At 60.6% G+C, this 19252-nt stretch carries 20 protein-coding genes; 6 read left to right on the plus strand and 14 right to left on the minus strand.

What is annotated here, in order from left to right; translation table 11 throughout:
- The first annotated feature begins 313 nt into the window (after window positions 1–313).
- A complete protein-coding gene (locus NK667_RS20740) occupies window positions 314–1573 on the plus strand; it encodes an OprD family porin (RefSeq protein ID WP_054615924.1) in 1260 nt (419 codons plus the stop codon).
- A 110-nt stretch (window positions 1574–1683) separates the two neighbouring features.
- Here the strand turns inward: NK667_RS20740 and pcaC are convergent, their stop codons facing one another.
- The 11 genes from pcaC to pcaR all read right to left on the minus strand — a co-directional run bounded on the left by pcaC (window position 1684) and on the right by pcaR (window position 12590).
- Window positions 1684–2076, minus strand: a complete 393-nt coding sequence (pcaC, locus tag NK667_RS20745; RefSeq protein ID WP_054615925.1) for a 4-carboxymuconolactone decarboxylase — start codon at window positions 2074–2076, stop codon at window positions 1684–1686.
- A 10-nt stretch (window positions 2077–2086) separates the two neighbouring features.
- Complete coding sequence (gene pcaD / locus NK667_RS20750; protein ID WP_054615926.1) at window positions 2087–2878, minus strand: 3-oxoadipate enol-lactonase; 792 nt, start codon at window positions 2876–2878, stop codon at window positions 2087–2089.
- Window positions 2879–2889: 11 nt separating this feature from the next.
- Window positions 2890–4254, minus strand: a complete 1365-nt coding sequence (locus NK667_RS20755; RefSeq protein ID WP_054615927.1) for a 3-carboxy-cis,cis-muconate cycloisomerase — start codon at window positions 4252–4254, stop codon at window positions 2890–2892.
- A 45-nt stretch (window positions 4255–4299) separates the two neighbouring features.
- Window positions 4300–5604 (minus strand): MFS family transporter, encoded by a 1305-nt coding sequence (locus tag NK667_RS20760; protein WP_054046882.1) that lies wholly within the window; start codon window positions 5602–5604, stop codon window positions 4300–4302.
- A gap of 195 nt (window positions 5605–5799) precedes the next feature.
- On the minus strand, window positions 5800–6366 hold the full coding sequence (gene pcaG / locus NK667_RS20770; protein WP_054615928.1) for a protocatechuate 3,4-dioxygenase subunit alpha: 567 nt from the start codon (window positions 6364–6366) through the stop codon (window positions 5800–5802).
- 1 nt (window position 6367) lies between these two features.
- Window positions 6368–7072 carry a protocatechuate 3,4-dioxygenase subunit beta gene (gene pcaH / locus NK667_RS20775; protein WP_054615929.1) on the minus strand — a complete coding sequence of 235 codons (705 nt, stop codon included), beginning with the start codon at window positions 7070–7072 and terminating at the stop codon, window positions 6368–6370.
- A 35-nt stretch (window positions 7073–7107) separates the two neighbouring features.
- Complete coding sequence (gene pcaF / locus NK667_RS20780; protein ID WP_177331447.1) at window positions 7108–8313, minus strand: 3-oxoadipyl-CoA thiolase; 1206 nt, start codon at window positions 8311–8313, stop codon at window positions 7108–7110.
- Window positions 8310–9089, minus strand: coding sequence for a CoA-transferase subunit beta (locus NK667_RS20785; RefSeq protein ID WP_054046889.1), 780 nt, complete (start codon window positions 9087–9089; stop codon window positions 8310–8312). Before NK667_RS20785 ends, pcaF begins: the two co-directional genes overlap by 4 nt.
- The gene (locus tag NK667_RS20790) at window positions 9089–9946 is read right to left on the minus strand and encodes a CoA transferase subunit A (protein WP_054046891.1); all 858 of its coding nucleotides are present in this window, start codon (window positions 9944–9946) and stop codon (window positions 9089–9091) included. Before NK667_RS20790 ends, NK667_RS20785 begins: the two co-directional genes overlap by 1 nt.
- 270 nt (window positions 9947–10216) lie before the next feature.
- Window positions 10217–11563: a 4-hydroxybenzoate transporter PcaK gene (gene pcaK, locus NK667_RS20795; RefSeq protein WP_054615931.1), complete on the minus strand. Its 1347-nt coding sequence runs from the start codon at window positions 11561–11563 to the stop codon at window positions 10217–10219.
- A gap of 184 nt (window positions 11564–11747) precedes the next feature.
- Window positions 11748–12590, minus strand: coding sequence for a pca regulon transcriptional regulator PcaR (gene pcaR / locus NK667_RS20800; protein ID WP_054046895.1), 843 nt, complete (start codon window positions 12588–12590; stop codon window positions 11748–11750).
- Between the two features lie 657 nt (window positions 12591–13247).
- Between pcaR and NK667_RS20805 the strand changes: the two genes are divergently transcribed.
- Complete coding sequence (locus tag NK667_RS20805; protein ID WP_007903846.1) at window positions 13248–13448, plus strand: hypothetical protein; 201 nt, start codon at window positions 13248–13250, stop codon at window positions 13446–13448.
- A 376-nt stretch (window positions 13449–13824) separates the two neighbouring features.
- Window positions 13825–15300, plus strand: a complete 1476-nt coding sequence (locus NK667_RS20810) for an inorganic phosphate transporter (RefSeq protein ID WP_054046896.1) — start codon at window positions 13825–13827, stop codon at window positions 15298–15300.
- A 270-nt stretch (window positions 15301–15570) separates the two neighbouring features.
- Here the strand turns inward: NK667_RS20810 and ccoM are convergent, their stop codons facing one another.
- Window positions 15571–15684, minus strand: coding sequence for a cytochrome c oxidase subunit CcoM (ccoM, locus tag NK667_RS32670; protein WP_054046898.1), 114 nt, complete (start codon window positions 15682–15684; stop codon window positions 15571–15573).
- Window positions 15685–15828: 144 nt separating this feature from the next.
- The gene (locus NK667_RS20820; protein ID WP_008016476.1) at window positions 15829–15990 is read right to left on the minus strand and encodes a hypothetical protein; all 162 of its coding nucleotides are present in this window, start codon (window positions 15988–15990) and stop codon (window positions 15829–15831) included.
- Between the two features lie 173 nt (window positions 15991–16163).
- Here NK667_RS20820 and NK667_RS20825 point away from each other — a divergent pair, with 173 nt between their 5' ends.
- The 3 genes from NK667_RS20825 to NK667_RS20835 all read left to right on the plus strand — a co-directional run bounded on the left by NK667_RS20825 (window position 16164) and on the right by NK667_RS20835 (window position 18782).
- Window positions 16164–17036, plus strand: a complete 873-nt coding sequence (locus NK667_RS20825) for a LysR substrate-binding domain-containing protein (RefSeq protein WP_054615932.1) — start codon at window positions 16164–16166, stop codon at window positions 17034–17036.
- Between the two features lie 88 nt (window positions 17037–17124).
- Complete coding sequence (locus NK667_RS20830) at window positions 17125–17595, plus strand: RidA family protein (protein WP_054615933.1); 471 nt, start codon at window positions 17125–17127, stop codon at window positions 17593–17595.
- Complete coding sequence (locus NK667_RS20835; RefSeq protein ID WP_054615934.1) at window positions 17592–18782, plus strand: aminotransferase class V-fold PLP-dependent enzyme; 1191 nt, start codon at window positions 17592–17594, stop codon at window positions 18780–18782. The genes NK667_RS20830 and NK667_RS20835 overlap by 4 nt, the downstream gene beginning before the upstream one ends.
- Window positions 18783–18823: 41 nt before the next feature.
- Here NK667_RS20835 and NK667_RS20840 read toward each other — a convergent pair whose 3' ends face one another.
- Window positions 18824–19165 carry a hypothetical protein gene (locus tag NK667_RS20840; RefSeq protein ID WP_054046905.1) on the minus strand — a complete coding sequence of 114 codons (342 nt, stop codon included), beginning with the start codon at window positions 19163–19165 and terminating at the stop codon, window positions 18824–18826.
- Window positions 19166–19252 lie beyond the last annotated feature (87 nt).

Raw genomic sequence — 19252 nt, forward strand, 5'->3', positions numbered from 1 at the left:
ATAGCAAATGGAGATCCACTGTGGGAGCGAGCTTGCTCGCGATGAGGCCCGCCCATACACCTCAAAAATTCAAGCCAATCTTGCGTTCGATAATCGCCCAAAACCCGCTTCCCCCAATTGAATCCGCCCGCCCATCCCCCGCACCATTCGCCCCACAAAACCAATAACAACAGGTTCGACACCATGCCCCCGCGCCCTGCCCTGTCCGGCTGATCTCGCCCGTTTCGCCCCCGGTTCCAACCCCTTGTGTCTGCACCCCTCAGGTTGCGGCAGCGCCCCGTTTCACCCCTAACAATTAGAGAGACCCGAGCCCATGAAACCTTCCACCGCGCAGTACATGTTTCCCAGCCTCATCGCCGCCGCATTGGCGGCCAACGCCCTGCCGGCTGTCGCCGAGGAAGCGGGTTTTGTCGAAGGGGCCAAGGTCAACCTCAACCTGCGCAACTTCTACATCAACCGCAACTTCACCAACCCGACCAAGGCCCAGGGCAAGGCTGAGGAGTGGACACAAAACTTCATCCTCGACGCCAAGTCCGGTTTCACCCAAGGCACGGTCGGGTTCGGCATGGACGTGTTGGGGCTGTACTCGGTGAAACTCGATGGCGGTAAAGGCACCGGCGGGACGCAGTTGTTGCCGCTGGATCACGACGGGCGCCCGGCGGACAACTTTGGCCGCACCAACGTGGCGTTCAAGGCCAAGCTGTCACAGACCGAAGTGAAGGTCGGCGAGTGGATGCCGGTGCTGCCGATCCTGCGTTCGGATGACGGCCGCTCCCTGCCGCAAACCTTCCGTGGCGGGCAGATCACCTCGAAGGAAATCGATGGCCTGACGCTCTACGGCGGCCAGTTCCGCGCCAACAGCCCACGGGACGACAGCAGCATGAGCGACATGTCGATGGTCGGCAAAGCGGCGTTCACCTCCGACCGTTTCAACTTCCAGGGCGGCGAGTACGTGTTCAACGACAAGCACACTCAGATTGGCCTGTGGAACGCTGAACTCAAGGACATCTACAGTCAGCAATTCATCAACCTGATCCACACGCAGCCCCTCGGCGACTGGACCCTGGGCGCCAACCTCGGTTTCTTCTACAGCAAGGACGACGGCAGTGCCCGGGCCGGCGAGCTGGACAACAAGACCTGGTCCGGGATGTTCTCGGCCAGGTACGGCGGCAACACCTTCTACGTCGGCCTGCAAAAACTCACCGGCGACAGCGCCTGGATGCGAGTCAACGGTACCAGCGGCGGGACCCTGGCCAACGACAGTTACAACAGCAGCTACGACAACGCCCAGGAACGCTCCTGGCAACTGCGCCACGACTACAACTTCGTCGCCCTCGGCATTCCCGGCCTGACCCTGATGAACCGCTACATCAACGGTGACAACGTGCACACCGGCACCATCACCAACGGCAAGGAATGGGGCCGCGAGAGCGAACTCGGCTACACCGTGCAAAGCGGCACGCTCAAGGACCTGAACTTCAAATGGCGCAACTCGACCATGCGCCGGGACTTCAGCAATAACGAGTTCGATGAAAACCGCTTGATCGTCAGCTATCCGATCAGCTTGCTGTAAGTCAAAGACGCCTTCGCGGGCAAGCCTCGCTCCTACAGGAAGTCGCGTTCCATTGTAGGAGCGAGGCTTGCCCGCGAAGGCGTCAGCTCAGACACCGCAAACTTCAAAGATCACTCCCGCGACTCAACCCCCAACTCATCCCACACCGACTCCGCCAGGTGGAACGTGGCGTTCGCTGCCGGGATTCCGCAGTAGATCGCGCTTTGCATGATCACTTCCTTGATCTCGCCACGGGTCACGCCGTTGTTGGCGGCGGCGCGCAGGTGCAGTTTGAGTTCTTCGCTGCGGTTCATGCCGATCAGCATGGCGATGGTGATCAGGCTACGGGTGTGGCGCGGCAGGCCCGGGCGGGTCCAGATGTCGCCCCAGGCGTGGCGGGTGATCATTTCCTGGAACTCAGAGTTGAACTCGGTCAGGGCATTCAGGCTGCGATCGACATGCGCGTCGCCAAGCACTGCGCGGCGAACTTCCAGGCCTTCGTCGTAACGTTGTTTCTCGTCCACAAAAATCCCCTCAATGATTCGCCAAAAACGCCAAGACTCGCTCGCTGAACGCGGCGCCGGCCTGGACGTTGGACAGGTGCGCGGCATAGAACTCGGCGTATTCGGCGCCCTGCACGTGTGCCTGAATAAAGTGCCCACCGGACGGCGGCGTAACCGCGTCGTCGCTGCCGGCGATCACCAGCAGCGGCACTTTGATCGAGGACAACTGATCGCGGAAATCGGCATCGCGCACGGCGGCGCAATTGGCCGCGTAACCTTCAGGCGAAGTAGACGCGAGCATGTCGGTGATCTTCTTCGCCGCCGCCGGATTGGCTTCGGCAAAGTCCGGGGTAAACCAGCGCGCAATCGACGCATCACGCAAGGCAATCATCGCCGCCGGACCGTCACGCAACACGGTTTCGATCCGCGGGTTCCACACCGACGGATCGCCGATTTTCGCTGCGGTGTTGCACACGATCAGCTTGTTCAGCCGCTCACCAGCGTTGATCCCCAGCCACTGCCCAATCAAGCCGCCCATGGACAGACCACAGAAATGCGCACGCTCGATGTGCAACGCATCCAGCAGCGCCAGCACGTCGTGGCCCAGTTGTTCGATGGTGTAAGGCCCCGGTGTCACCAGCGACTGGCCATGGCCACGGGTGTCAAAACGCAGCACCCGGAAATGCTTGGTGAACGCCGCCATCTGCGCGTCCCACATGCGCAGGTCGGTGCCCAGCGAGTTGGACAGCACCAGCACCGGCGCATCCTCCGGCCCTTGAATTTGATAGTGCAGTTCGCCCTCGGCGAGTTGTACGAATGCCACAGCAGCCTCCTTCAGGCAGTCAACGCAAAATGTTCAGCCACCGCGCGCTCGACCCAGGTATGGGCCTGGCCGAGGTAATGGGCAGGGTCCAGCAATTGATCCAGTTCAGCGTCCGACAGTTGCGCCGTCACTTGCGGCTCGTCACCGAGGACCGCACGCAGATGACGCTGTTCGGCCACCGCACGTTTGCAGCAGTGTTCCAGCAGATGATGCGCGGTATCGCGGCCGACCCGTTGCGCGAGGACGATGCTCACCGCTTCGGCCAGCACCAGGCCCTGAGTCAGGTCGAGGTTGCGCGCCATGCGGGTCGCGTCGACTTCCAGGCCGTCGGCCAGCAGCAGCGCTTGTTGCAGGCTGCCGGACACCAGGCAGCAAATCTCCGGCAGGGTTTCCCACTCGGCATGCCACAAGCCCAGGCTGCGCTCGTGTTCTTGCGGCATGGCGCTGAACAATGTCGAGAGCAAACCCGGCACTCGAGTCGCCGCGCCGATCAACACCGCCGCGCCCACCGGGTTACGCTTGTGCGGCATGGTCGAGGAACCGCCCTTGCCCGGCGCCGCAGGTTCAAAGACTTCAGCAGCTTCGGTCTGCATCAACAGGCTGATGTCGCGGCCAAATTTGCCGAGGCTGCCGGCGATCAGGCCAAGCACCGCGCCAAACTCCACCAGTCGATCGCGCTGGGTGTGCCAGGGTTGTTCCGGCAACGCCAGTTGCAGCTCTTCGGCCAAGGCGTTGGCAATCGGCATGGCCTGCTCGCCGAGGGCAGCAAGAGTCCCGGAAGCGCCGCCGAATTGCAGCACCAGCAGGCGCGGCTTGAGCTCGCGCAGACGCTGGCGACTGCGGGTCACCGCGCCCAACCAACCGGCGATCTTCATGCCGAGGGTCACCGGCGTCGCGTGTTGCAACCAGGTGCGTCCGGCCAGCGGCGTAGCCACGTAGCGCCAGGCCTGGGTCGCCAGGGTTTCCCCCAGTTGCGCCAGATCGCTTTCGATCAGCTCCAGTGCCCGGCGCAGTTGCAGCACCAGACCGGAATCCATCACGTCCTGACTGGTCGCGCCCAGGTGCACATAACGCTCGGCCTCGACATCGTTCGCCGCGATCTGTTTGCCCAAGGCCTTGACCAGTGGAATCGCCGAATTGCCCGCCGTGGCAATCGCTTCACCGAGGGCGGCGAAATCGTAATGCCCGGCCTGACACGCGGCCTCGATGGACGCGACAGCGCTGTGCGGAATCAACCCGACCCGCGCTTCGGCCCGGGCCAGCGCCGCTTCGAAATCGAGCATGGCCTGGACCCGGCCCTGATCGCAGAACACGTCGCGCATATCACGGGCAGTGAAATAGGCATCGAACAATTGATTGTTCGGTCGCTGGTTCATAAACAATCCTTGAGGGCGTGGGCCGCTGGGGCCCACGGGTAAAGATCAAAGGTCGTGGTGCAAATACTTCGCTTGCTTGGGCAGACGCAGGCTGAACAGGAACGCCACCGCCATCATCACCGTGACGTACCAGTAGAAGGAGTTTTCCATGCCCACGGCTTTGAGGCTCAGGGCGACGTATTCCGCCGAACCACCGAAGATCGCATTCGCTACCGCATACGCCAGGCCAACGCCCAGAGCGCGTACTTCCGGCGGGAACATTTCGGCTTTTACCAGGCCGCTGATCGAGGTGTAGAAACTGACGATCGCCAGCGCCACGGTGATCAGCACAAACGCCAGGAACGGACTGCTGACGCTTTTCAGACTGAGCAGGATCGGCACGGTGAACAGCGTCCCCAAGGCACCGAACCAGAGCATCGAGTTACGCCGGCCAATCTTGTCCGCGAGCATGCCGAACAACGGCTGCATGCACATATAAAGGAACAGCGCGCCGGTCATGATGTAACTGGCGGTCTTGGCGTGCATCCCGGCGGTGTTCACCAGGTATTTCTGCATGTACGTGGTGAAGGTGTAGAAAATCAGCGAGCCGCCGGCGGTGTAGCCAAGCACGGTGATGAACGCGGCTTTATGGTCGCGGAATAGCGCCATGATGCTGCCGGCGTCCTTGTTTTCGCGCATTTCCTTGCTGGTGGTTTCCTTGAGCGAGCGACGCAGGAACAGCGAGATCACCGCCGCCACCGCACCGACCACGAACGGGATTCGCCAGCCGTAGGCCCGCAGGTCATCTTCGGTGAGGAACTGTTGCAGGATCACCACCAGCGACACCGCCAGCAGTTGCCCGCCGATCAGCGTCACGTACTGGAACGAGGCAAAGAAACCGCGCTGGCCCTTGAGGGCGACTTCGCTCATGTAGGTCGCGGTGGTGCCGTACTCGCCGCCCACCGACAAGCCCTGGAGCAGGCGCGCGAACAGCAACAGGATTGGCGCCCACACGCCGATGTCTTTGTAGGTCGGCAGGCACGCGATAAGCAACGAGCCAAAGCACATCATCAGAATCGAAATCAGCATCGAATTTTTGCGCCCGTGCTTGTCCGCCACACGGCCGAAAATCCAGCCACCGATGGGCCGCATCAGGAACCCGGCAGCGAACACACCGGCGGTGTTAACCAACTGCACCGTGGGGTTATCGGAGGGGAAAAAAGCAGGCGCGAAGTAGATGGCGCAAAAGGCGTAAACGTAAAAGTCGAACCATTCGACCAGGTTGCCGGACGAAGCGCCGACAATGGCGAAGATGCGCTTGCTGCGCTCTTCCCCGGTGTAGTGCTCTGTAGAAGCAGTGGTAGTTGTCATTGTTTTTCACTCAATGGGGACAGTGAGAGTCTAGACACACTTCGCAACAGTCCCGTTCCGCAGTTTCATAAGGCAACGCAATCCCCCCTGTGGGAGCGGGCTTGCTCGCGAAAGCGGTGGGTCAGTCAATGTTGATGTCGACTGACACGACGCCTTCGCGAGCAAGCCCGCTCCCACAGGGGTTGTGGTGTTTACTCAATAATCGAAGAACACCGTCTCGGCATCGGTGCCTTGCAAAATCACATTCCACTGATAAACACCGGACGCATCAGCCTTTGCCAGCAAGGTATCGCGACGATCTGTCGGCACGCACTCCAACAACGGATCCGCCACGTTCGCCGGCTCCCCGTCAAAGTAAATCCGCGTCAGCAGGTGCTTCACCAACCCACGTGCAAACACCAATACCACCAAGTGCGGCGCCTGGGTCGTGCCGTTCAAACCCTCAACCGTACCGGGTTTGATCGTGGTGAAACGAAAGCGCCCTTCGGCATCCACCGGCACCCGGCCAAAGCCTTCGAAGTTCGGGTCCAGGGGTTTGTCCTGTTCGTCTTCGGGGTGGTCGTACTTGCCGGCGGCGTTGGCCTGCCAGACTTCCAGCATCGCGTCGTTGACGAAATCGCCATTGCCATCGACGACTTGCCCGGTGATCGCCACGCGCTGGCCCAGGGTTTGTTCGACGGTCAGATCTTCGCGGTTCAGCCAGGTCAGGCCGATGTGGTAATACGGCCCGACGGTGTGGGACGTGGTCGCGTTCAGCGTCATCTTATTTCTCCATCGGCGTGGCTTCACGGCCGCGCAAGACGATGTCCCAGCGATAACCGAGGGCATAGGAAGGAATGGTTTTTTCCAGGTCGAAACTGGCAATCAAACGCTCTTTGGCGCTGGTATCGGGTACACAGTTGTAGATCGGGTCATAGGCCAGCAACGGGTCACCCGGGAAATACATCTGGGTCACCAGCCGCGTCAGGATGCTAGGCCCGAACAACGAAAAATGGATGTGCGCCGGGCGCCAGGCGTTGTGGTGGTTGCCCCAAGGATAGGCGCCGGGCTTGATGGTCTGGAACTGATACCAGCCATCGGCGTCGGTCACGGTGCGACCGGTGCCGGTAAAGTTCGGGTCCAGCGGCGCGTCATGCAGGTCGCGGGCATGGTTGTAGCGACCGGCGGCGTTAGCCTGCCAGATCTCCACCAGAATCCCCGGCACCGGCAAGCCGTCTTCATCCAGCACGCGACCGTGAATGATGATGCGCTCGCCCAATGGCTCGCCGTTGTGCTGGGCGGTCAGGTCGTTGTCCTGCTCATTGATGCGCTCGGCGCCAATGGTCGGGCCGGTGATTTCCGACAGCGAATGCGGCAAAAACACCAATGGCTTGGACGGCGCGCGACGGTTGGTGGATTGATAGGTCGGGTGCAGGTATTCCGGCTGGGTGCCTTCCTTCGGACGACGGTAACCAGGCTTGTCAGTCATTTCGCTTTTCCTCTGTTCTTATTAGTCGGCGGCGGTCAGACGCGTTCGATCGCGAGTGCCAGACCTTGGCCGACGCCGACGCACATGGTTGCCAGACCTTTCTTGCCACCGGTCTTTTCCAGCTGATGCAGCGCGGTCAGCACCAGACGCGCACCGCTCATGCCCAGTGGATGACCCAAGGCAATCGCGCCGCCGTTCGGGTTGACCTGGGCTGCATCGTCGGCGATCCCCAGTTCACGCAACACCGCCAAACCTTGGCTGGCGAAGGCTTCGTTGAGTTCGATCACGTCGAAATCGCTAACGGCCAGACCGAGGCGTTCGGTGAGTTTGCGCACTGCGGGCACCGGGCCGATGCCCATGATCCGAGGAGCCACACCGGCGCTCGCCATGCCCAGCACTTTGGCGCGGGCAGTGAGTCCGTGTTTCTTCACCGCTTCGGCTGACGCCAGAATCAGCGCCGCCGCGCCGTCATTCACACCGGAAGCATTACCGGCAGTGACGGTTTTGTCCGGGCCGTTGACCGGTTTGAGTTTGGCCAGGGTTTCCAGGGTGGTGTCGGCGCGTGGATGTTCATCCTGCGTCACCACGGATTCGCCCTTCTTGTGGGCAATCCGCACTTCAACGATTTCTTCAGCGAAAAATCCTGCGGCTTGCGCGGCGGCGGTGCGCTGCTGACTGCGCAGGGCGAAAGCGTCCTGATCCTCGCGCGACACTTCGTAGTCGTCCGCCACGTTGTCGGCGGTTTGCGGCATCGCATCGACGCCGTACTGGGCTTTCATCAACGGGTTGATAAAACGCCAGCCGATGGTGGTGTCTTCCAGCTTCATGTTGCGCGAAAACGCGGCATCGGCCTTGCCCATCACGAACGGCGCGCGGGACATCGACTCGACGCCGCCGGCAATCGCCAGCTCCATTTCGCCGCTGGCAATCGCGCGGAACGCGGTGCCGATGGCGTCCATGCCCGACGCGCAGAGGCGATTGAGCGTGACGCCGGGAATGCTTTCCGGCAGACCCGCCAGCAGCAGCGCCATACGCGCTACGTTGCGGTTGTCTTCGCCGGCCTGGTTGGCGCAGCCGAGGAACACCTCGTCCACTGCATTCCAGTCAACCGACGGGTTGCGTTCCATCAAGGCCTTGATCGGCACGGCGGCCAGGTCATCGGCGCGAACCGCTGACAGGCCACCGCCGAAACGGCCGATGGGCGTGCGAATCGCGTCGCAGATGTAAACGTCACGCATCACGCTTCTCCGGGTGCTTGGCCGTGGGCCGCAGCGGTGCGGGCTTCAAGATCCCGCAGCGCCTTGAGTTCTATCTCGCTGGGCTCGGCAGTGTTTTCAACGTGCTCGGCAAAACGAATCGCCCAACCGGTGGCCGCGACCACTTGCTCGCGGGTCACGCCCGGATGCAGCGCGGTGACCACGAACTCATGGGTTTCGGCTTCCGGCTCCATGATGCACAGGTCGGTGATGATGCCGACCGGACCGGCGCCCGGCAGGCCCAGACGCTTGCGCGAATCGCCGCCCTCGCCGTGGCCGACCGAGGTAATGAAGTCGAGCTTGTCGACAAACGAACGCGCCGACTGTTTAAGGATGATCAACACACTCTTGGCCGAACCGGCAATCTCCGGCGCGCCACCGGCACCCGGCAGACGGACTTTCGGCTGGTGATAATCGCCCACGACCGTGGTGTTGATATTGCCGAAGCGGTCAACCTGCGCCGCGCCGAGAAAACCGACGTCGATGCGTCCGCCCTGCAACCAATAGCGAAAAATCTCACCGGTCGGCACCACGGTGTCAGCGGTTTCCGCCAGCTCGCCGTCACCAATCGACAGCGGCAATACACTCGGCTTGGCACCGATCGGACCCGATTCGTAGATCAGGACGACATCCGGCGAAGACGTCAGCCGCGCCAGGTTGGCGGCTTTCGACGGCAGGCCGATGCCGACGAAGCACACCGAACCGTTCTTCAGACGGCGGGCGGCGGCGACGGTCATCATTTCATTCGTGGTGTAAGTCATTACTTGGCCTCCGAAGCAGCGGCCAGCTTGGCCTGGAACTCGCTGAAGTCAGCGCAGCCGTGGATGTATTCGTTGATCCACGCGGTGAAGGTGTCACGGTCCCGGGCAATCGGGTCCCAGGCCTGGTAGAAACGGTTGTCGCGCTCGTTGTAACCGTGGGCGTAGGACGGATGCGCGCCGCCAGGCACATGGCAGACCGCGCTCAAGGCCCAGGTTGGCAGCACGCAGGAGTTCATTGGTGCATTGAGGTCATCGACGATTTCTTCGACGGTGACGATGCAGCGCTTGGCGGCCAGCGCCGCTTCCTTCTGCACACCGAGAATGCCCCACAGCAGCACGTTGCCTTTACGGTCGGCTTTCTGCGCGTGAATCACGGTGATGTCCGGGCGCACCGAAGGCACGGCGGCCAGCACTTCGCCGGTGAACGGGCAGGTGACGGTTTTGATCAGCGGGTTAACCTTCGGCAGATCGGAACCGGCGTAGGCACGCAGCACCGCGAACGGCAGGCCGGAGGCACCGGCGACGTAGGCATTCGCCAGGTCGGCGTGGCTGTGTTCTTCGATTTCCAGAGGATGCGGCCACTGTTTCTCGACCGCGTCACGCAGACGGTGCAGCGAACCCACGCCAGGGTTACCGCCCCAGGAGAAAATCAGCTTGCGAGCACAACCGGCACCGATCAACTGGTCGTAGATCAAGTCAGGCGTCATCCGCACCAGCGTCAGATCTTTCTTGCCCTGGCGAATGATTTCATGACCCGCCGCCGTCGGAATCAGGTGAGTGAAGCCTTCGAGCGCGACGGTATCGCCGTCGTTGACGAATTGCTTCACCGCGTCATGCAGCGAAAGGATTTCAGCCATGGGGCAGGCTCCCGTTTTGTTGTTTACCGACAGTGGAAGAAAAAGGCGCGAGGTTCAGCGCCGAAGTCACTGAAGAGTAAGCCGCAGAAAATGGCCAAACAATCCGATAATCGACTGAGTGTTCGTTTATCGAACAGATTGTTGTTTGGCTATCGACCTTTAAAAGCTTCGCGGGCAAGCCTCGCTCCTACAGGGTTATGCATATTCCTGTAGGAGCGTGGCTTGCCCGCGAAGAGGCCCTCACATTCAACGAAGAATCAGAAACCTGCTTCAGGTCGCATCCGCATGACTGACCATGCCCTTGATCACCACCGCCGTGGTCGCCAATGCCGCCGGGATCACCAGCGCCGTCAGCACCTGCTCAAAATTCCAGCCCAACCCCAACAACGTCGCGCCCATCCACGCCCCGAGAATCGCGCCAAAGCGACCAATCCCGAGCATCCACGAGACGCCGGTCGCCCGGCCCTGGGTCGGATAGAACCGTGCCGCCAGCGAAGGCATCGCCGATTGCGCACCGTTGACGCACATCCCCGCCACCAGCACCAACGTCGCCAACAGCGTGATGTGTCCCAGGCTCTGCCCGACCGCGTAGGCAAACACCCCGGCCAACAGGTAGAAACTGCCGATGACCTTGTGCGGATTGAACCGGTCCATCGCCCAACCTACGCCGACCGCGCTCAATACCCCGCCGAACTGGAACAACGCACCGATGAACGCGGCCTGCTCCATGCTCGCGCCGCTGTCACGCATCAGCGTCGGCAACCAACTGGTCAACAGGTAAACGATCACCAGGCCCATGAAGTAGGTCAGCCACAGCAGCAAGGTGCCAGTGCTGTAAGTGCCGGAGAAAATCACCGCGAACACATTGCGGGCCTTCACGGTTTTCTGTTCCGGCACACTAAAACTGGAGGCCTGGGCCACCACCACCGGATCAATCGGCGCCAGGGTTTTGCGTACTTTGTCGGTGCCGCGGTTACGGACTACAAGGAAACGCGCCGATTCCGGCAGCCAGAACAGCAATACGACGGTAAGGATCAGCGGCAGAATCCCACCGATCAACAGCAGGCTGTGCCAGCCAAACGCAGGGATCAGCTTGGCGGAAATGAATCCGCCGCCGGCCATGCCGAGGTTGAAGCCGCAGAACATGCTGGTCACCAGCAGGGATTTCTTGCGCTCCGGGGTGTATTCCGACAGCAGCGTGGTGGCGTTTGGCATGCCCGCGCCCAAGCCCAGGCCGGTGAGGAAACGCAGCACCAGCAATTGATCGACGTTGCTGCTGTAGGCCGAGGCCAGGCTGAAGATGCCGAACAGGAAGACCGCGCCCACCAGGACGACTTTTCGCCCGAAACGGTCAGCCAATGGCCCGGAACCGAGTGCGCCGAAGACCATGCCGATCAGCGCGGCACTCATCACCGGGCCGAGGCTGGCGCGGTCGATGCCCCAGTCCTGGGACAGGGCCGGCGCAATGAAACCCATGGCCGCGGTGTCGAGGCCATCGAGGAAGACAATCAGGAAACACAGGATCACCACTCGCCACTGGTAGCGCGAGATGGGTTGGGCGTTGATGAAGGACTGCACATCAAGGCAGTTACCTACAGCAGACTGAGGCTGGTTCATTATTTTTATTCCACGCCAGGAGCGCGTGGCCTCTTCTCATTATTATTGGGGGGTCGTCGTCCAGCGTGACCGAGGGCCAACAGCGCCGGATGACGCTGCCGCGACATTAATGATCCGAGGGAAACAGCGTCAATTCGATAAACGCGACTCTGTGCGTTTATCGAACAGCTTAGGTGAAGACTGCTTAGGCAAACAGTTGCGCACTGAGATCGCGGCTGGCGCTCAGCAAGCCAGGGAGGAAGCGTTGCTCCAGTTCGTTGCGGCTGACGCGCCCGGCGTGAGTACTGACATTCAGCGCCGCCACCACTTGGCCAGACGCGTCGTACACCGGTACCGCAATCGAGCGCAGGCCCTGTTCCAGTTCCTGATCGACGATGCACCAGCCTTGTTGCCGCACCTCTTGCAGGCATTCGAGCAACGCCTCAGGGGTGTGCAAGGTGCGACTGGTCTTGGCTTGAAACTCCGCATGATCGAGATATTCGCCCAGCGTCGTGTCATCCAGCGCCGCGAGCAGAATCCGCCCCATGGACGTGCAATAAGCCGGCAGGCGCCCGCCCACCGACAGGTCCACGGAAATCAGGCGCTGGGTCGTTGCCGAACGGGCGATGTACAGAATGTCATCGCCTTCCAGGGTCGCCATGTTGCACGCCTCATGCAGTTGCTCGCTCATACGGTCGAGGTACGGCTGAGCAGACACCGCCAATGGCGTCGACGACACGTAGGCATGACCCAGGGTCAGGACTTTGGGCAGCAACGAATAGGTACGTCCGTCGGTGGTGGCGTAGCCGAGTTTGATCAGGGTGTGCAGGCAACGTCGCACGGCAGCGCGGGGAATTTCCGTGCGGTGGCTGATCTGGGCGATGGTCAGGTGGCGCTTGCGTTCCTGAAACGCTTGCACCACCGCCAGGCCACGGGCCAGTGAGGTCATAAAGTCCGGGTCGCCGGTCATGGCCTGGATTCGCTTGGCCGGCGAGGCCACGATCGGCGGCGCCACTGAAGCGAAGGAGTTGCGCAGTTGATCGTTCATATCAGGTCCTTTCCCTACGGATCAGTGGCTATTACAAGCGGCTCCCGGCCGGGACACAAGCCGCCGGCAGCAAGATTGGGCGATTATCGAACCATCGACCGATAATCGCAATCGACGACCGAGGTGCGCGAGGCGGTTGTTCTTACTCATGAGCGCTGCAGACTTAGAGATAACTGTAACGGTTAGAACTTGTCCGACTTGTTGGCGCCAGAAACAGATCGCTGAAAAGTGGCACCCGGGAATACTCTAATTACCCGTAAAAGTTGCGAGTAACAAAATCATCACACACCAGGAACCACTTTTAACTCTTCGGAGATAGTGTTCTTCGAATCGACCGCTATAATGCACCTCAGTGGCCAGCCGGTTTCTTACTTGCCGATTACGCCACCCGGAGCGCGATGTCCCATCGCCGCCGCCCGCAGCAAGCGCCTGACGCTCATTTGATATGCACCGCCAACGCGCGCGCTGAAACTGGATACTGAAGCTACGTCAGCTGTTTTTCTCTGGTGCCGTGGCCGCCTGCAACATGGAAGTGTTGATTATTGTGTCGTTAAAAAGTCGATGCCCTTTCAGGTATTGTCCTTTCGACGAACGTGGTCAATAAATTCGATGCAGCGCGTTTCACCAGAATTTATCTCAACTCAAACAGGTAGCACTGTGACGAAAGACGAACTGCGCGCGGAACTTGAGCGCCAGGAACAACGTTACAAGGAAGTTTACGGCGGGGAAGTCACCACCTACGCCGCTCAGCCCGAACCGGAGCGCAAGCCCTGGCGTAAACGCGCCACCGTTCAGGATCAGGCATTCAGCCAAGAACTGCAGAAGATGGAAAAGGAACTCAAAGCCGAAGAGCCTTGACCGGTCCGGCCTGAATCCTTCAAGGGTCTGCGTCTGCATCCGCTAAAAGCGCGGTGTAGCGACCATGCCTTTCGCGCCCGCTACAAGCGGGCAGCGGCCACCTCATCCACCGGATGAGGCAAATGGCGCATGTCCGACCCTCTTCTCAGATATTTCACACAAGCGTTTTCGCCTCTCGTGTCCTCGAGAGAAATCCTTGTGGCCAGTCACTTTTCAAATAAAATCAACGAGTTGCAAAACCCAGTAAAAACCTGGGGCTTAGGGCTTTGCTACAAACTAATTCGTTGAAGAATGTTACCGATGAGCAGCTAGTGCATCGATTTCCAGTCTTTTCTGGCATAATCGCGCCCCCTTACGACCGGGTCAGAAAACCTTCATGATCGATTTATTCAGCGGACTAGATGCTTGGGTGCTTGTGAGCCTCTTGCTCGCCCTGGCCTTTGTCCTCGCCTTCGAGTTCATCAACGGCTTTCATGACACTGCAAACGCGGTGGCCACTGTTATCTACACCAAAGCCATGCCGCCTCATCTGGCGGTGTTCTTTTCCGGTGTGTTCAACTTTCTCGGCGTTCTGCTGGGCGGTGTGGGTGTGGCGTATGCCATCGTCCATTTGCTGCCGGTAGAGCTGCTGATCAATGTGAACACCGGACACGGACTGGCCATGGTGTTCTCGTTGCTCGCCGCCGCCATCACCTGGAACCTGGGCACCTGGTACTTCGGTATCCCTGCCTCCAGCTCCCACACGCTGATCGGTTCGATCCTCGGTGTCGGCCTGGCAAACGCCCTGATCAACGATATTCCGTTGGCCGACGGCGTGAACTGGCAGAAGGCGATCGATATCGGCGCGTCCCTGGTGTTCTCGCCAATGGCCGGCTTCATCGTGGCCGCACTGGTGTTGATCGGCCTTAAATGGTGGCGTCCGCTGTCGAAGATGCACAAGACGCCGGACCAGCGCCGCAAGCTCGATGACAAGAAGCACCCGCCGTTCTGGAATCGCCTGGTGCTGGTGATTTCGGCCATGGCCGTGAGCTTCGTGCACGGTTCCAACGATGGCCAGAAAGGCATCGGCCTGATCATGCTGGTGTTGATCGGTATTGTGCCGGCGCAGTTCGTTCTCGACCTGAGCAGCACTACTTACCAGATCGAACGCACCCGCGATGCGACCCTGCACTTGAGCCAGTTCTACAAGCGCAACGCTGACACCCTGGGTGAGTTCCTGGCCCTGGGCAAAAGCGTTGAAGGCGATCTGCCGGAGAAATTCCGTTGCAACCCGCAACAGACCGAACCGACCATCAGCGCCCTGCTCGACACCCTCAAAGGTGTAGCCGACTACCATTCGCTGCCGGCAGAAAGCCGCATCGAAGTGCGTCGCTACCTGCTCTGCCTGGACGACACAGCCCGTAAAGTCGCCAAGTTGCCTGGCCTGCAAGCCCGTGAAAAGGCTGACCTGGACAAGCTGCGCAAAGACCTGACCACCACCACTGAATACGCCCCGTTCTGGGTGATTCTGGCGGTCGCCCTGGCCTTGGGCCTGGGCACCATGGTCGGCTGGAAACGCGTGGTGTTGACGATCGGCGAGAAGATCGGCAAGCAAGGCATGACTTACGCACAAGGCATGTCGGCGCAAATCACCACCGCTTGTATGATCGGCCTGGCCAACATCTTCAGCCTGCCGGTGTCCACCACCCACGTCCTGTCTTCGGGCGTGGCTGGCACCATGGTCGCCAACAAAAGCGGCCTGCAAGGTGGCACGGTCAAAACCATCCTGCTGGCCTGGGTCCTGACCCTGCCCGCTACAGTGGCCCTGTCGGCTGGCCTGTTCTGGCTGGCGTCGAAGGCGCTGGGTAGCTGATCCATCGCTGCAACGAAAAAGGCGCGTTCCGTAAGGTTCGCGCCTTTTTCATGTCTGCTGCTTTCCTCCAGATACCACAAATCCCCTGTGGGAGCGGGCTTGCTCGCGAAGGCGTCGTGTCAGTCCCCATTAATATTGCCTGACACACCGCTTTCGCGAGCAAGCCCGCTCCCACAGGGGATTTGTGTAGGGAGAGAGATTTTTACAGGCAAAAAAAAGGGCAACCGAAGTTGCCCAAAATGCCTTGCGTGCTCATTGCTCTGGAAAGAACTACGGTTTGCGCTTATGCGAATCCTTCCAGATGAAATATCCAAACCCTGCAAAAAACAGAACCATGAGGCCGACTGTCAGCACTCCGGCGATCACCACGTTGTCGAAAAACATGACTGGCCTCCTGCACTTGCCCTGTTGCGATGGGGCTAAGTTAACCAATCGGGCTGGAGAGAAAATTGACCGGGATCAATGTCGCCCGAGACTGGGCGTAAAGGAGGGGAAATAACTGACCTGCATCAAACGATGCAGGGGGTTTCAACGCTTTTTCGGTTTGTTCTTCGGCTTTTTCTTCGCTTTACCCAACGGCATGGCCTGTTCGAAGGCCTGGCGCACTTCGTTCAGGCGCTTGTCGTTGAGGTCATGAACGCGCTTGGCACGTTCGGCATTCAGGTCGATCAGTTTGTCGTCTTGGCTCATGGCGCTCAGTGCATCGCTGGAAAAGGACGTTCAGTCGGGATTGCGCCAATAATGCGGTCTGGCGCCCGCGCTGACCAGTCACCGCACAACGGGGCATTAACAAAATATGTGCTCACGCCGGTTTTTCACCGCACAATCGGCGCTTTGCTACAGACAGCCTTTAAGGACCGACCGTGGAATTGCATCAGGATCTGCCGCCCTTGATGGCCCTGCGCGCCTTCGAGGCCGTGGCCCGCCACTTGAGCTTTATCAAGGCTGCCGATGAGTTGTCGGTAACCCAAAGTGCGATCAGCCATCAGGTCCAAAAACTTGAGCAATTCCTCAACCAGCGACTGTTTATCCGGCGTACCCGGGCCATCGATCTGACGCCGGCCGGCGAAACCTATTACCGCAAGATCCAACCCGCGCTGGAATCCATTGCCTCGGCCACCCGCGACCTGCGAGGCAATGAACACCAGGAAACCAGCCTGCGCATCGGCCTGCTCGCGTCGTTCGCGACCTTATGGCTGGCGCCGCGACTGGCCGGGTTCAATGCGCGCCACCCGCACATTCATGTGGAGTTGCTGCCTTCGGTGCAACTGGCCGACGTCAATGGCGGCGAAGTGGACCTCGCCATCCGTTACGGCAAGGGCGGCTGGCCCAAGGTTCGGGCCCGGCGCTTCATGGGAGAAACACTCACGCCGGTATGCAGCCCGGCGTTCAAGGCCCAAGGTGTCGACAAAGGTCCGCTGCTGATGGCCAAATCTCTGCAGCCCTTCGAGTGGATCGACTGGAGCGCGCAAAACGGCATCGACCTCGCCCCCTACCCCAGCGTGATGCTGCACGATTACAACATCGTGGTCGAAGCCGCTGTGGCCGGCCAGGGTATCGCGATGGGTCGCAAGCGCTTGATCGAGCGCCGACTCAAGGAAGGAGCGCTGGTGTCAGCCTTCGACACCCCGCCATTCAGCAGCGAGATCGGCTATTGGCTGGTCACCCCGGATCGCCCGCCGAGCCATGCCGCCGAATGTTTCGGCGAATGGCTGAACGACATCGCCGACACATGAGCCATTTGAATACGTCGGATTAAATCTATCCGTTTGTTTCACCTGTGCGGCGCCACCATGCTGAACCCCTCATTCAGGAGGATTCAACATGACCGACTCACTCGCCCAACGTGTCCAAAAACTCGGCCTGGCCCTGCCAACCCCGAGCCTGCCGGTCGCCAACTACGTCAGCCATGTCGTCAGTCAGAACCAGCTATTCATTTCCGGGCAGATTCCCTTGCTCGACGGCAAGCCAGCGTTCATCGGACGCCTGGGTGAGTCGATCAGCGACGAAGAAGGCGTCAACGCCGCCGAACTTGCGACCCTCGGTCTGCTGGCGCAATTAAGCGACGCATTGGGCGATGACCTGAGCAAACTGGTGCGCATCATCCGCCTCGGCGTGTTCATCGCCAGCGCCGGTGATTTCAAGAACCAGAGCGCGGTAGCCAACGGCGCGTCCAACCTGCTGGTCAACGCCCTCGGCGAGAAAGGTAAACACGTACGCACAGCGGTCGGCGTGTCCAGCCTGCCCGCTGGTGTGGCGGTTGAAGTTGACGCGATATTCGAGCTGCGTCCATGAATCGCGCCGAAGTGGAGCGTTTGCGGGCTGCCACTCCAGGTTGCGCCAGCGTGATTCACTTCAACCACGCTGGCGCTTCATTGCCCAGCCAGGCGACCCTCGACGCCATTCTTGAGCAATTACAGCGCGAAGCCCTCGGCGGCCCGATGGAGGCCGCCGATCAAACCATCCAGGCCCGCGCCCGAACAGCGGCGGCCAAACTGCTGAATAGCGTGCCCGAGGCCATTGCTTTCGCCAGCAGCGGCTCGGCGGCCTGGGGCATGGCGTTCAATGCGCTAGGACCGTGGCAGGCCGGCGACCGAATTCTGATCGGTCGCCACGAATGGGGCGGCAATCTGGCGTGCATCGCCCAGGCTGTCGGCGCCGGGGCGCAACTGGAAGTGATTCCTTGCGATGAGGCGGGCGCCGTGTCGGTGACCGCTCTTCAACAAATGATTGACCCGAAGGTGAAGCTGATTGCCCTGACCTGGCTCCCCGCCAACAGTGGCCTGATCAACCCCGCCGAGGCGATTGGTGCTGTGGCGCGAGAGCACGGCATCGCTTATTTCATCGACGCCGGCCAGGCGCTGGGGCAACTGCCTTGCGATGTGCAGGCGCTGAACTGCGATGTGCTCAAGGGTGCCGGGCGCAAATTCCTGCGTGGGCCGCGAGGTACGGCGCTGCTGTATATAAGGCCGGGATTTATGCAGCGGCTGAAACCCACGCAACTTGATGTGCTTTCCGCCCCTTGGGACGGCGATGGCTTCGCCCTGCGTGGCGATGCGCGGCGCTTTGAAACCAGCGAAGTCTCCGTGGCGTTACTGGCCGGGTTGGCCAATGCACTGGAGGAATGCAACGGTTTGGGATTGGCACAGATTCGCCAGCGGATTGATTCGCTCAGCCGAGATTTGCGCGAACGCCTGATGACGATCCCCGGCCTGACGCTGCACAACCTCGGCCCGGCGGATCATCAATCCGGGCTGATCGCGTTTACGCTCAAGGGTTGGGACAGTGTCGAACTGAAGCAACGGCTGGCACAAGGCGGGGTCAATATCGGCGCCAATGGCGTGGCGTATACGCCGCTGGACATGCAGGCTCGCGGATTGGAGAGCATTGCGCGGATTGCGCTGAGTTATTTGAATACTGAGGAGGAGATTGAGGTGTTGCTCGGGAGTTTGCGGGAACTGGCAGGCGTGGGCGGCGATTGAAAAGATCGCAGCCTCCGGCAGCTCACGGGCGGGGTCGTTCTTCAGATCTGGATATCGACCCAGAGGCCCTGACGCGGTTCGTCTTCGATCAGCGGCACGACCGGCACGGTGTTGTCGGCATTGAGCTCGTCACCGGGGATCGCGAGGTGGACTTCCGGGTCTGCGTCGGCTTCATGGCGACGGCGATCCTGTTCCTGGCGGCGGCGTTGTTCCTCGCGCAGTTGCAGGGCGGCCTCTTCCGGGTCGCGCTTTTGCAGGTCGATCGTGCTTTCGCTGGAGCTTTCCTGCACAGGCACGACCGGCGGAATGTCCGGGCGCTGGCGGATCGGGTCCTGCTGAGAGGTGATCGGCACGGCACTCAAGGGGAGCATCGGTTGCAGCATAATTATTAGTCTCCTGTCATCAGGCTGTCGGCTGCTGCTGCGGCGACTTGAGCCATCGGTCGCAAAGTTGTGAACCAGCGCACGCGC

Source organism: Pseudomonas nunensis, from assembly GCF_024296925.1.
GTDB lineage: Bacteria > Pseudomonadota > Gammaproteobacteria > Pseudomonadales > Pseudomonadaceae > Aquipseudomonas > Aquipseudomonas nunensis.

Coding starts and splice junctions, on each gene's coding strand:
- NK667_RS20790 (WP_054046891.1), bottom strand. CDS start 9,946: ATGGCTGAAATCCTTTCGCTGCATGACGCGGTGAAGCAATTCGTCAAC.
- NK667_RS20755 (WP_054615927.1), bottom strand. CDS start 4,254: ATGAACCAGCGACCGAACAATCAATTGTTCGATGCCTATTTCACTGCC.
- pcaG (WP_054615928.1), bottom strand. CDS start 6,366: ATGACGCTGAACGCGACCACGTCCCACACCGTCGGGCCGTATTACCAC.
- NK667_RS20835 (WP_054615934.1), top strand. CDS start 17,592: ATGAATCGCGCCGAAGTGGAGCGTTTGCGGGCTGCCACTCCAGGTTGC.
- pcaK (WP_054615931.1), bottom strand. CDS start 11,563: ATGAACCAGCCTCAGTCTGCTGTAGGTAACTGCCTTGATGTGCAGTCC.
- NK667_RS20820 (WP_008016476.1), bottom strand. CDS start 15,990: ATGAGCCAAGACGACAAACTGATCGACCTGAATGCCGAACGTGCCAAG.
- NK667_RS20740 (WP_054615924.1), top strand. CDS start 314: ATGAAACCTTCCACCGCGCAGTACATGTTTCCCAGCCTCATCGCCGCC.
- NK667_RS20785 (WP_054046889.1), bottom strand. CDS start 9,089: ATGACTTACACCACGAATGAAATGATGACCGTCGCCGCCGCCCGCCGT.
- pcaR (WP_054046895.1), bottom strand. CDS start 12,590: ATGAACGATCAACTGCGCAACTCCTTCGCTTCAGTGGCGCCGCCGATC.
- NK667_RS20760 (WP_054046882.1), bottom strand. CDS start 5,604: ATGACAACTACCACTGCTTCTACAGAGCACTACACCGGGGAAGAGCGC.
- NK667_RS20840 (WP_054046905.1), bottom strand. CDS start 19,165: ATGCTGCAACCGATGCTCCCCTTGAGTGCCGTGCCGATCACCTCTCAG.
- ccoM (WP_054046898.1), bottom strand. CDS start 15,684: ATGTTTTTCGACAACGTGGTGATCGCCGGAGTGCTGACAGTCGGCCTC.
- pcaH (WP_054615929.1), bottom strand. CDS start 7,072: ATGACTGACAAGCCTGGTTACCGTCGTCCGAAGGAAGGCACCCAGCCG.
- NK667_RS20830 (WP_054615933.1), top strand. CDS start 17,125: ATGACCGACTCACTCGCCCAACGTGTCCAAAAACTCGGCCTGGCCCTG.
- NK667_RS20810 (WP_054046896.1), top strand. CDS start 13,825: ATGATCGATTTATTCAGCGGACTAGATGCTTGGGTGCTTGTGAGCCTC.